Origin of the sequence: Brachybacterium sp. UMB0905, assembly GCF_002871795.1 — a bacterium.
Taxonomy (GTDB): Bacteria; Actinomycetota; Actinomycetes; order Actinomycetales; family Dermabacteraceae; genus Brachybacterium.
Genome location: NZ_PNHL01000010.1, coordinates 62871 through 75349, shown reverse-complemented (window position 1 = coordinate 75349; position 12479 = coordinate 62871). Strand labels below are relative to the sequence as shown.

Sequence of the window (12479 nt, the reverse complement as noted above, 5' to 3'; positions counted from 1 at the left end):
AAGGGGGCCCCGGTGGAAGGCTTCATCGCTTTCGTCGTCATCGCCATCGTCCTGCTCGTCGGCCTGGCCATCGTCGCCGCTCTGCTGTTCGGCGGGCTGCGCACCTCGATGATGTTCACCGTCCACACGCAGGAGGCGGTGATCGTCGAACGGTTCGGGAAGTTCAAGCGCGTCGCCCACGCCGGCCTGAACTTCAAGACCCCGTTCATCGACAACATCACCCGCCCGGTGTCGCTGCGCGTGCAGCAGCTCGAGGTGAACATCGAGTCCAAGACCAAGGACAACGTGTTCGTGACTGTGCCGGTGGCGGTGCAGTACCAGATCCAGAAGGACCAGGTCGTCGCCGCGTACTACGAGCTGTCCAATCCCGAGGCGCAGATCCGCTCCTACGTGTTCGACACTGTCCGCTCGGCGCTGAGCTCCCTTGAGCTCGATGCCGCCTTCGAGTCCAAGGACGATATCGCCCGCTCCGTGGAGCACACCCTGTCCGCGTCGATGCAGAAGTTCGGCTTCAACATCATCAACACCCTGGTTCAGGACATCTCCCCGGACCAGCGGGTGCGCGATTCGATGAACTCCATCAACGCCGCGCAGCGCGACCGGGTAGCCGCCCAGTCCCTCGCGGAGGCCGACAAGATCAAGCGTGTCACCCAGGCCGAGGCGGAGGCGGAGTCCAAGCGCCTGCAGGGTGAGGGTGTGGCCGCGCAGCGCAAGGCCATCGCCATGGGTATCGCCGACCAGTACGAGATGCTCAAGAAGGTCGGCATCGAGCATTCGGCCGAGCAGCTGCTGCTGATGACGCAGTACTTCGACACCATGGAGTCGATCTCCCGCCAGGGCCGCTCCAATGTGCTGTACCTGCCCTCCAACCCCGGGTCCGTGGGCCAGATGGGTGAGGAGATCCGCAACGCGATGCTGCAGTCGCAGGCCGCGCAGGACGCCGATGCGCACGCCGACGACACCGAGCAGCAGGATCAGCAGCGCGCCGCCGCCCAGCAGCGCCGACGCGAACAGGAGCGGGAGCGTGCCGAGCGTGCCCGCCGTCAGGCGGAGCAGCAGGCCCGCGAGGCCGCGCAGCAGATGCCCCCGGACTACCCCGGCTCGGGCACCCCGCCGTGGGCGCATCCGGGCAGCGCGAACCCGCAGGGCTGAGCAGCACCCAGCCACGCTGAGCCGAGGAGAGCATGATGGTCGACCGTCCCCACGTGATTCTGGTCTGCGTGGATCAGATGCGCGCCGACGCCCTCGGCGTGGCGGGCAACGACCACATCGACACTCCGAACCTCGACGGCCTCGCGCGGGGCGGGTACCGCTTCGACCGCGCCTATTCGGCCACGCCCACGTGCGTGCCCGCGCGGGTCGCGATGTTCACCGGCAAGTCTCCTGAGCTGCACGGCCGCTACGGCTACCGCGAGCGCATCTCCTTCCCGGACGCCTACCCGGTGACGCTGCAGTCCACGCTGCGTGATCACGGGTACCAGACCTTCGCGGTGGGCAAGATGCACGTGTTTCCCGATCGGGCGCGCTGTGGTTTCGACGATGTGCTGCTGCACGACGGGTTCCTGCACGTCTCCCGGCAGCTGTCCGGGGGGCCGACGGGCGCGATCGACGACTATGTGGATTTTCTGCGGCGCGAGACCGGAGATCCCCGCGCCGACTATCAGGACACCGGGGTGGGATGCAATGCGATGACAGCCCGGCCCTGGGAGCGGGAGGAGCGGCTGCACCCCACCCGCTGGGTGGCCGATGAGTCCTTCCGCTTCCTGGAGCGGCGCGACCCCACCCGCCCGTTCTTCCTGTACATGTCGTTCCATCGGCCGCATGCGCCCTTCGACCCGCCGGGGTGGCTGTGGGACAAGTACCGCGACCGACCCGGCCCCCGTCGGGCCATGGGCGAGTGGGTGTCGCGGTTCGATGAGCATCGGCGCGATCACGATCCCGAAGCGGAGTTCGCCACCCGCAAGGAGTCGGTGCACCAGCAGGTGCGAGCCGGCTACTACGGCTCGATCGAGTTCATCGACCTGCAGCTGAACCGGCTGCGGGAGAAGCTCTCGGATCTGGGGCTCGAGCAGGACACGATCATCGTGTTCGTCTCCGACCACGGCGAGATGCTGGGCGACCACGACATGTACCGCAAGTCCGTGGGCTACGAGGGCTCGGCCCGCATCCCCCTGCTGGTGCATGTGCCGCACAAGTGGCGTGAGGGCTGGGGTGAGCCGGGGGCGGTGGACACCATCGCGGAGCTGCGCGACCTCATGCCCACCCTGCTGGGGACAGCCGGAGTGCCGGTGCCCGACGGGGTCGACGGCATCGACCTGCGCCACGAGACGCGCGAGCACCTGCACGGCGAGCATCTGATCGGCTCACTGGGTCGGCATTCGATGCAGTGGATCCGCTCCCAGCGGTACAAGTACCTGTGGTTCTCCGGGGACGGCCATGAGCAGCTGTTCGACCTCGAGACCGATCCGCATGAAGAGCACGACCTCGCCGAGCACGAGCCGGAGCTGCTGGCGGAGCATCGGGCACTGCTGATCGAGCATCTGCGGGGCCGCGAAGAGGGGTTCGTGGACGGCGATGAACTGGTGGCCGGCCGGCCCCTGCGCTCCGAGGCCGAGTGGGTGCGCGAGTTCGCGCGATGAGGCGGACGCTGGGCTGGCTGAGCATCGGCGGGGCGGTATGCGCGGCGGTCACGACGGTGCTCGGCATCATCACGCTCGGCACCGGCGTGGTCGCACTGTTCTCCATCCTCGGCGCCGGGAAGGGCGAAAGCTCGGTGGATCCCGGGACGATCGAGACTCTCGCGTTCGCCTCCACGGCACTGGCGCTGATCGTGCTGGTGCTCGGGATCCTGCAGCTCCTGCTGGATCTGGCGGTGGGCGTGCTGGCTGTGGTGACGCTCCACGGTCACCCCCGGGCTCTCTCGGTGATCCTGCTGGTCAGCGTGGCGCTCGCGACGGCGCTGCCGGCGTCGCTGTGGGGGCTCTCGGCGCTGCTGCGCGCGGCAGATGTGCCCGAGATGGCCAACACTCTCGGCTCGCTGTTCGTCCTTTCGCTGATCGTCGTCATCCCGGCGGCGCGGCTCGCGGAGTTCATCACCGGCATCGTGACCGCGGTGATCGGGGACCGGCCGATGAGCGCTGTCTCACCCCACCCCTAGAGTGCTGCTATGGACATCGAGTTCGGCTGGTCCCTGGATGGCACGGCGTGGGCCGATGCGGGTGTGCGCACGGGGCCGCGCGGTCTGCTGCAGCTGCTGCAGGGCCGCCTGGGCCTGACCCGCCCGCAGCTGGCCCCGGCGGTGCGCACCGCACGCGCGATGACGGCGCTGGCCGCCGCGGATGACCCCTGGTCCCGCGCCTCCTTCACCGCGGACCCGTGGGCGACCGCGGCCGCACTGCTGCGGGCTCGTGACGCCGCCGTCGAGGCCGGTGCGCAGCTCACGCCCGGCCCGCAGCTCCCGGCGCGGATCGCCGCGATCACGGCCCTGGATGAGCAGCTGCAGCACGCCCCCGGGCCCGCGGATGATCTGCGGGAGGTCGTGGACCTGCTGGCGGGCGAGGCGGACTGGCCGCTCGGGATCGAGCAGATCCGCTGTCATGAGGATCCCGCCGCCCTGCCGGGCCTGTGGCCTGCGCTGTTCGCGCAGCTCACCGCGGCGGGGGTGCGCGTGGAACGGATCGTGGAGGGGCCGACGGGTCAGCCGGAGCTGCTCCTCATCGAGGCGGAGGACGAGTGGACCGCCGCAGAGGCCGCCGCGCGCTTCCTCGCCGGGCACGACCGCGCTGACGGCGCTGGCCTGCAGGTCCTTGCGACGACGGGCACGGTGCTGCTGGATCAGGAGCTGCACCGCCGGGACCTGCCCGCGCTCGGCATCGCGGCCCCATCGGCCGACCGCACCGCCGGGCAGATCATCGGGCTGTTCCTCTCCATCGCGGTCGCGCCGGTGGATGTGCAGCAGCTCGCGGCATTTTTGGACCTGCGGGTGCTGGATGCCCCGGAGGACGGCGGGCAGCATGTGGGGCTCGTGCCCGCGCGGGTGCGTCGGCAGCTGCTCGCGGCCCTTGAGCAGGAGCCCGGAGTGGGCGGGCCGGCCTGGCGCGCGGCCCTCGCCACCCTCGAAGCCGATCCCGACCTGCCGGAGAGCGCCCGGGAGGTGGCACGGTGGATCGACCGCACCGTCACCGCGCCGCTGGAGACCACAGAGCTGACGCCGACGCGGCTCCTCGCCGTGCTGGAGCCGCTCGGGACGCGGCTGCACCGGCTCGGGCAGGGCGATCCGGAGCTGCTGCACGCCGCGACGCATCTGCAGGTTCTGCGCGAGGTGCTCGAGGGTCTTCAGCCGCAGCGCCCTCTCGCGCCGCGGGAGCTCACGCGGATCATCGGCGCCACCGGGGGCCGCTCCCCCTCCCCCTTCGCCCGCCCCGAGGCGGGGGCGCCGTGGCGGTCCTGCGCCCGGCCCGCCCAGCTGCTGCCGACCGGCGGGGCTGTGCTGTGGTGGGGCGCTGAACGACCGGCCCCATCGGCCCCCGTGCAGTGGGACCCGCAGGAGACCGCGGCACTGACTCGGCTGGGTGCGCATCTGCTGCCCCCGGCGCAGCTCGCGGCCCTCGAGACCGACGCCGGCCTGCGGGCCCTGCGCGGCGCGCGGCGGATCATCGCCGTGCGGGCCGCGCACCGATGTGAAGAGCCCACCGCACCGCATCCCCTGCTCGCGCACCTCGCAGCCGAGAGCACCGCAGACGGCGGCACCGTGGAGAAGGTCCTGGAAGCACGCACCCGCCCGGCCGCGGACACCGTCGGCCCCGGCAGCTTCCACCTTGCCGATGCTGCGCGGCCGCTCAGCATCCCGCCCCGGACCGTGATCCCGCCGCGGCCGGAGGATCTCACGCGCACCGCTGCGCCGGCGCCGCATCTGCTGCCGCGCAGCCTCTCCTACTCCCAGGCGGAGACGCTGCTGGGCTGCCGCCAGAAATGGGTGTACCGCCATGGCCTGCGGATCCGCCCCGCCACCGGCGCGAACGTCCCCACCGGCAACCAGATGGTGGGCACCCTCGTCCACGCCGTCGTCGAAGAGCTCGTGCGCGCCGGGGCCGCCAGTGCCCCAAGCACCGAGCGGATCCGCGCGGAGTTCACCGCGCAGGTGCCACGCCTGGCCTCCGAGCTGCTGCTGCCCGGGCGGGAGGCGGAGCTCGCCGAACTGCGTGAGCGCGCCGTCCGTTCCCTGCGCGAGTTCTTCGACCGTCTCGCGGCGGCGGGCATCACGATCACCGCGGCGGAATCCGGATTCGAACGCCCGCTCACCCTGCACCTGGCGGGCGGGGAGGCGACCGTGCCGTTCCGCGGGTTCCGGGACGTCGATGCTCACGACGCCGACGGCCGACCCGTCGTGATCGACCTGAAGTGGACGTACGCCGCGAAGAAGTACCCGGATCTGTTCGATACCGGGGAGGCGCTGCAGCTGGCCTCCTACGCCTGGTCGCTGGGTTCGGACAGCGCAGACGGGGCAGGCACGGACGTCGGCTATTTCCTGCTCTCCCAAGGTGAGTTCGTCTCCGCGAACCCGCTGCTGGACCCCGCCGGACGCACCCCGCTGCCCCTCACACAGCTGTGGGAGAAGGGCCGCACCGGGATGGAGCAGGCCCTCGAGGCGATCCGCGCCGGCGCCGTCGGGGCGCGCAGCGGGCAGATTCTGCTCGATGCCGGGCAGGACCTCTCCACTCCGCGACGCGAGGCCACCCGCACCTACGAGCGCGCCCGGGAGGCCGCCGCGAGCCGCGGCGAGCTGGTGGTCGATGCGCGCTGCGACTACTGCGATCTCGCGCTGCTGTGCGGGCTCGCCGGGGACAGGAGCTGACCGATGCCGTTCACGCTGATCACCGCCTCCGCCGGGTCCGGCAAGACGTACACCCTCACCCAGCGTCTCGCCGAGCGGATCGGGCAGGGCCTGGACCCCTCGCGGATCATCGCCACGACCTTCACCGTGAAGGCCGCGCAGGAGCTCGCCGGGCGGGTGCGCTCCACCCTGCTGGATAAGGGGCAGGTCGCGGCGGCGCGCGGCATCGACTCTGCGCTCATCGGCACGGTGAACTCCGTGGCCGGGCGCCTGGTGGCCGAGTATGCGCTGGATGCGGGGATCTCCCCCGAGGTGACGGTGCTGGATGCGGACACGCAGAAGGCCGCGTTCGCGGCCGCGATCTCCCGCACCGCCGCGCAGGCGCAGGTGGCGCATGCGGATCTGCTGGCCCGCACCGAACATGACGCCGATGAGGACGCCCCCTACGGCCGTGGCCAGGCCTGGCAGGCGCGCGTCCGGGACGTGGCCGACGCCGCCCGCACCAACCTGCTGGACGCCAACGCCCTGCGGGCAGCGGCCGAGCAGTCCTGGCAGGCGTACCGCCGCGCCGCAGCGCTGCCCGATCCGGTGCCCGATCAGCGGGCCCGGTGGCTGCATGAGCTCGATGCCCGCATCGCCGATATCCAGGCCGAGCTCGAGGCCGGGACCGTCCCCGCCCGCTCAGTCAACAAGACCACCACCGACCTTGAGACACTGCGCCGCCAGCGGCGGATCCTCGCCCGCCACGAGCGGGCCCCTTGGTCGTGGTGGACGAAGATCGCCGCCGGCTCCTACGGCGCGGTGACCGCTCGTCTGCTGGAGCCGCTGTCCCTCGAGATCCGGGAGAATCTTCCGGCCGACGGAGCGTGGCAGCGCGATGTGCATGACCTCATCGCACTGGTGCTCACCACCGCGGCGAGCTCGCTGGAGGACTACGAGCAGCACAAGCGGGAGCAGGGCCTGATCGACTTCATCGACCAGGAGGTGCAGGCGCTGCAGCTGCTGCAGACCTCGCCGCGGGTGCGCGAGTCCGTGCGTGGACGGTTCGATCTGCTGGCAGTCGATGAGTTCCAGGACACCTCCCCTGTGCAGCTCGCCCTGTTCCTCGAGCTGTCGCAGCTGATCGAGGACCGGATCTGGGTGGGTGACCCCAAGCAGGCGATCTACGGCTTCCGCGATGCGGACCCCGCGCTGATGGCCGCGATCATCACCGCGCTGGAACGCGGCGGCACCATCTTCGGGCAGGGCACCGCGGAGACCCTCACGCACTCCTGGCGCTCCACCAAGCAGCTCGTCGAGTTCACGAACGCCGTGTTCACCGACGTGTTCGAACGCGCCGGCATGGACCGCGGGCAGATCGAGCTCGCTATCCCGGCCCAGCGCGCCGAGAAGGCCACCGGCGGGCAGCTCGAGGTGTGGCAGGGCGCCCAGCAGCGCAAGGGCGCGCTCTCCCAGGCCAAGCACGCGGCGGTGATCGCCGAGCAGATCGCCGAGCGTCTGCGCTCAGGCACCTGGCGGCCCGGGGAAGTCGCGGTGCTGGTGCGCAAGAACGCCGAGCGGGACGCGGTGATCACGGCGCTGCAGGAGCGCGGGGTACCCACCGCTGGCGCCACCCGCGAGCTCGCGGCCGCACGGGAGGTGCAGCTGGTGCGAGCAGGGCTCGCTGCTGCGCTCGATGACTCGGACACCCTCGCCCTCACCCAGCTGGTGGTGCTGCTGGAGGACCATGCCGCCCACGACACGTGGTTCGACGAGCTCATGGCCGCGCCGGACCCGTCGGCCGTATTCACCCGCTGGTGGGAGGATCCGACGCTCCAGGGCCTGCGGGCGGTGCGCCGCGCCTGCGTGGGATACACGCCCGGGGAGATGATCGAGGCGCTGATCGATGCGCTGGATCTCCCGCAGCGGATCAAACGCTGGTCCGGCCAGGCCTCCCGTCGGCGTTCCCTGGATGCGCTGCGGGCGCTCGCCGCGACCACCGCGGAGCAGCGCCGCGCCGCGGGGGCACCGGTGACCCTCACGGGGCTGCGCGCAGACCTCGAGGACTGGGAGGGCAGCCCGGATCTGTCGGCCCTCGCCGATGCGGTGTGGGTGGGGACGATCCACGGCGCGAAGGGCCTGGAGTGGCCGCATGTGGTCACCTACCTGCCCGCCGCCACCCGGGAGCGCGACCGCACCTGGGGCGTGGTGGTCACCTCGCCGAAGACCGTGGATGTCACGGCGCCTCTGGCCGGCCGCGGCCTGCTGTTCTGGCCGAAGATGCCCACCACGAGCGACGTCACGGAGGCTCTTGCGGCTGCGGAGTTCACGCGCACGCGCACCGCGCGAGCAGCGGCGGAGGATGCGCGGCTGCAGTATGTGGCTCTGACGCGGGCGATCGACTCCCAGATCCTCGCGGTCGGCGGGCCGACGAGCGTGCTCGAGGAGCTCGCGCCGGCCGAGCCCGCCCTGGTGTCCTGGGGTGAGGGCGGCATCCGGGTGCGCGGCCGGGAGCTGCCGGGCCGCTGCATCGTGGTGGATGCAAAGGAGGCGGTGCAGTCCCCGTCGGCCCTCCCGGAGCCGACGGAGCCGCTGGCCGCAACGGACATCCCCGTGCGCCCAGAGGCTTCGCCGCAGCGTCTGGCCGCGCGGTTCCGGGCCTCCGGGGTGGAGTCCGCGGAGGGACTGGGCATCGTCGGCGCGCCGCAGCGAATCGGAGAGCGGCTCGTCACCGGTGGCGGGGAGCGCTGGGAGCGCGTGGGCGAGGCGATCCACGGGTATCTCGCGCTGCCGCTTTCGGCGATGAGCGCCGCGCAGCAGGAGCGGGCCGCGCAGCGCCTGGTGCAACGCTGGCTGGTGGAGCGTGCGGTGGGGGCCGATGTGCTGCGCCGCGCCGGGCAGGCGTGGACGGAGTTCGTGGCCGCGCAGTTCCCGGGGGCCGTGCAGCTCACCGAGCAGCCGATCTCCTGGTGGAACGAGGACGCGCAGGCGATGGAGGGCTGGATCGACACGCTGCTGCGCCTGCCCGATGGGCGCGTGGTGCTCGTGGACCACAAGTCCTACCCGGGCGAGGACCCCGTGGAGCATGTGCGCGAGCAGTACCTGGGGCAGCTGCACACCTACGCCCAGGCTCTCGCCGCCGCGGGGTATGAGGTGGCGCGGGTGCTGATCCACCTGCCGCTGCGCGGCGAGTTGCTGGAGGTGCAGCTGGGTGCGGGTGCAGCATCGAACAGCTAAGCTGTATACATGTCTACAGCCGTTGTGAGCTTCCGGCTTGATGCAGAGATCAAGCAGCGCCTCGACGCCCTGAGCACAGCAACCGGGCGATCGGCTGCTTTCTACGTGCGCGAAGCCCTGCTGGAACACCTCGACGAACTCGAGTACGCATATCGGCTGCAGGAAGAGGCCTTGGCGATCAGACGCGGGGAGATCGAGACGATCAGCAGCGATGAGCTGGAGGCGGAGCTCTTCACATGAGCTGGGCCGTTCGCTACGCGCCGCGCGCTGCGAAAGCGCTCCGGAAACTCGACAAGCCCGTTGCTCGGCGCGTCACCGATGCGATGCATCGTCTCGCTGAGCGCGAAGACCCAGCGAGCGCCTGCAAGGCACTCTCAGGACCTCTCGTGGGCATGTGGCGCCTGCGCGTTGGCGACTATCGCGTGATCATGGACATCCGACGCAGCGAGCTGATCATCATCGCGCTTGACGTCGGTCATCGCTCCACGGCGTACGACGACTGAGGACAGGTTCTTCGCGTTTCAGCTGAGGGAAGGTGACGCTGGGTGCGGGCGATGACTCCTGAGCAGGCGGTCGATGCGGCGCGGGTGCTGCTGGATGCGGCGCTGCGGGCGGGCGGGCGTCGGCTCCTCGGGCTCACCGGCGCGCCCGGCGCCGGGAAGACCACCCTCGCCTCCGCGCTGCGCGAAGCCCTCGGCGAGCAGTGCGTCGTGGTGCCGATGGACGGCTTCCACCTGGCCGATGTGGCGCTCGCGCGCCTGGGTCGCGCCGATCGCAAGGGCGCCCCGGACACCTTCGATGCCGCCGGGTACGCGGCGCTGCTGCAGCGCGTGCGCGTCTCGCGGCCGACGGATCCGCCGGTGTGGGCGCCGATGTTCGAGCGCGACCTCGAGCAACCCATCGCCGGGGCGATCGAGATCCCGCCCCAGACGCCGCTCGTGATCACCGAGGGCAACTACCTGCTGCTTGACGAGGGTCCGTTCGCGCAGGTCCGCGCCTTGCTGGATGAGTGCTGGTACGTGGAGGCGCCAGAGGTGCTGCGGCAGGAGCGGCTCATCGCCCGGCACCTCGAGTTCGGAAAGGATCCCGCGGCTGCACGAGCCTGGGCCCTTGGGCCCGATGAAAAGAACGCTCGACGGATCACGGCGACCCGAGGCCGAGCCGACGCGGTGGTGGAGCTGGGCTGAGAGGGCTCAGCCCGCCATGATCGCCCGGGCGAAGGCGGCGCTGCGATCCTGCAGCCCGGCGATCCGCTGCTCACGCTGGTGAGCCAGCAGCTCCGGGTCCTGCGTGCGCACCTCCCACGCGGCGGGGGCGCGGCGCACGTTGCGATTGCAGCGGAAATCCGCGCACACTGCAGTGCCCTTCGTGTTGCCCCGTCGGCCCGACGTCCCCGCAAGGGGCGCGACGAACGAAGCGGCGCCCACCCCGTCGATCACGTCCTCGCACCAGGCGCACAGTTGTCTGCGCGCCGGCGGGCGTCCGGTGCCGCGCAGCACCAGGCCGACGACCTGCTCGTCGACCTCCAGCACCACGTAGTGCAGCTCCGGCTTACGGGGATCCTGCCAGCCCAGGTAGTCGATGTCCTCCCACGCCACGGCTGCGAGGTCGGGCAGCACGGCGCGCTGGGCGTCGCCCTTGGAGGCGTTGACGAAGCTGGAACGGATCTGCTTCTCGGTCAGGGAATGCATGAGGGGTCCTCTCGGAGACACGCCCCGGGTTCAGAGCGTGCAGGAGTCAGGGGATCGGTCAGCGATGGCGCGCCGTGCGGCGCGCGCGATCACACCGAGCAGGCCACGTGGGCCGCCTCGCTCCCTGCATGCACGGTGGGCATGCCGACTCCTCTCCTCGAACGGACCCATCCACCGTACTCTCCGATCGGACCACCGATCATCACTGCGCAGAGGGCGGCGAGGAACCTCACGCGGGCACCGTGGTGGCCATGCGCATCGGAATCGACCTGGGCACCACCAGGACCATCGTCGCCGCCGCGGATCGCGGCAACTATCCCGTGCTGACCTTCCCCGATGCAGCGGGGGATGCCCAGGAGCACATCCCCACCGTGATTGCCCTCGACGGCGGCGAGCTCGTCCACGGCTTTGCGGCCGTGGAGGCTGCCCGTCGCGGCGCCCCGCATGTGCGGTCTATCAAGCGGATGCTCGGGGATCCGGATGCGCACCCGGCCACCACGGTGCCGCTCGGCGGTCAGCAGTTCCCGCTGCTGGACCTGCTGAGCGCCTTCCTTGCGCATGTGCGCGAGCAGCTGCCGGAGCAGGCCCGGGAGGTGGCGGTGTCAGTCCCAGCCCATGCGCACACCACGCAGCGGATGCTCACCCTGGAGGCGTTCCGGCGCGCCGGGTTCACGGTGCTCGCGATGCTCAACGAGCCCTCCGCCGCAGGTTTCGAGTACACCCACCGTCACGGCGGCACCCTGAACTCCCGCCGCACCCAGGTGGCGGTCTACGACCTGGGCGGCGGCACCTTCGATGCCTCGCTCGTGGAGTCCGACGGGTCCACGCACACGGTGCTCGGCAGCGTGGGCGTGAACCGGCTGGGCGGCGAGGACATCGACCAGGCGCTCGCGGACCTGGTGCTGGAGCACACCGGAATACGCGCTGAGGAGCTCTCCGTCGCTGCACAGGCGCGCCTGCTGGAGGCCTGCCGGGAGGCCAAGGAGTCCCTGACCGCGCAGACCCGTCGGCTGTTCATCGACCCGGGCATCGAGGCCTGCGGGGAGGACGGGGTGATCCTCCCGGTGGACGCGGTCCGGGAGGCGGTCGCCCCGCTCGTGGAGCGCTCACTGCAGGCGATGGAGCAGCTGGTGGGACAGCTCGGCCCGGACTCCGCCGTCGCGGGGATCTACCTGGTGGGTGGCAGCTCGGCGCTGCCGCTGGTGCCGCGGATGCTGCGTGAGCGGTTCGGGCGGCGCGTTCACCGCTCCCCCTACCCCTCGGCCTCCACTGCGATCGGGCTGGCGATCGCCGCGGACCCGGAGGCGGGCATGCACCTGCAGGATCGACTCTCGCGCTCCCTCGGCGTGTTCCGTGAGGCGGAGGCGGGACGACGCATGGTGCTGGATCCGCTGCTCGGCGAGGACACCCCGTTGCCGCCGAGCGGCGAGGTCGCGGTGGTGCGCCGTTACCGAGCCGCCCACAACCTGGGCTGGTTCCGGTTCGTGGAGCACACCGGGCAGGGGCAGGACCCGCAGGGTGACCTTATCCCCCACGCCGAGGTGCTGTTCCCCTTCGACCCGGCGCTGCAGGGAGCGGACGAGGCGCAGCTGCGCATGACCGCGGTGGAGCGCCGTGCTGAGGGCCCACAGATCGAGGAGACCTACCGGGTGGATGCGTCCGGGGTGATCAGCGTGCGCCTGCGGGATCTGGACACCGGGTTCACGCGGGACTGCGCGCTCACCGTCCCGGCGTGATCC

General features: G+C 71.2%; 10 protein-coding genes. 9 read left to right on the top strand and 1 reads right to left on the bottom strand.

Annotation, left to right across the window (positions count from 1 at the left end):
* Window positions 1-12 precede the first annotated feature (12 nt).
* The 8 genes from CJ197_RS10775 to CJ197_RS10740 are packed head-to-tail and all read left to right on the top strand — an operon-like array spanning window position 13 to window position 10236.
* The gene (locus CJ197_RS10775; protein ID WP_102236754.1) at window positions 13-1152 is read left to right on the top strand and encodes an SPFH domain-containing protein; all 1140 of its coding nucleotides are present in this window, start codon (window positions 13-15) and stop codon (window positions 1150-1152) included.
* Between the two features lie 35 nt (window positions 1153-1187).
* The gene (locus CJ197_RS10770) at window positions 1188-2639 is read left to right on the top strand and encodes an arylsulfatase (protein ID WP_233190860.1); all 1452 of its coding nucleotides are present in this window, start codon (window positions 1188-1190) and stop codon (window positions 2637-2639) included.
* Complete coding sequence (locus tag CJ197_RS10765; protein ID WP_102236752.1) at window positions 2636-3157, top strand: hypothetical protein; 522 nt, start codon at window positions 2636-2638, stop codon at window positions 3155-3157. Before CJ197_RS10770 ends, CJ197_RS10765 begins: the two co-directional genes overlap by 4 nt.
* Window positions 3158-3166: 9 nt before the next feature.
* Entirely contained in the window at window positions 3167-5854 is a 2688-nt protein-coding gene (locus CJ197_RS10760) for a PD-(D/E)XK nuclease family protein (RefSeq protein ID WP_102236751.1), read from the top strand.
* Between the two features lie 3 nt (window positions 5855-5857).
* Entirely contained in the window at window positions 5858-9049 is a 3192-nt protein-coding gene (locus tag CJ197_RS10755) for an exodeoxyribonuclease V subunit beta (RefSeq protein ID WP_102236750.1), read from the top strand.
* A 9-nt stretch (window positions 9050-9058) separates the two neighbouring features.
* Complete coding sequence (locus CJ197_RS10750) at window positions 9059-9289, top strand: DUF6290 family protein (protein ID WP_102236749.1); 231 nt, start codon at window positions 9059-9061, stop codon at window positions 9287-9289.
* On the top strand, window positions 9286-9552 hold the full coding sequence (locus tag CJ197_RS10745) for a type II toxin-antitoxin system RelE/ParE family toxin (RefSeq protein WP_102236748.1): 267 nt from the start codon (window positions 9286-9288) through the stop codon (window positions 9550-9552). The genes CJ197_RS10750 and CJ197_RS10745 overlap by 4 nt, the downstream gene beginning before the upstream one ends.
* Before the next feature lie 51 nt (window positions 9553-9603).
* On the top strand, window positions 9604-10236 hold the full coding sequence (locus CJ197_RS10740) for a nucleoside/nucleotide kinase family protein (protein ID WP_102236747.1): 633 nt from the start codon (window positions 9604-9606) through the stop codon (window positions 10234-10236).
* Between the two features lie 6 nt (window positions 10237-10242).
* Here CJ197_RS10740 and CJ197_RS10735 read toward each other — a convergent pair whose 3' ends face one another.
* Window positions 10243-10740, bottom strand: a complete 498-nt coding sequence (locus CJ197_RS10735) for an FBP domain-containing protein (protein WP_102236746.1) — start codon at window positions 10738-10740, stop codon at window positions 10243-10245.
* 251 nt (window positions 10741-10991) lie between these two features.
* Between CJ197_RS10735 and CJ197_RS10730 the strand changes: the two genes are divergently transcribed.
* Window positions 10992-12476, top strand: coding sequence for an Hsp70 family protein (locus CJ197_RS10730; protein ID WP_102236797.1), 1485 nt, complete (start codon window positions 10992-10994; stop codon window positions 12474-12476).
* The last annotated feature ends 3 nt before the right edge of the window (window positions 12477-12479 follow it).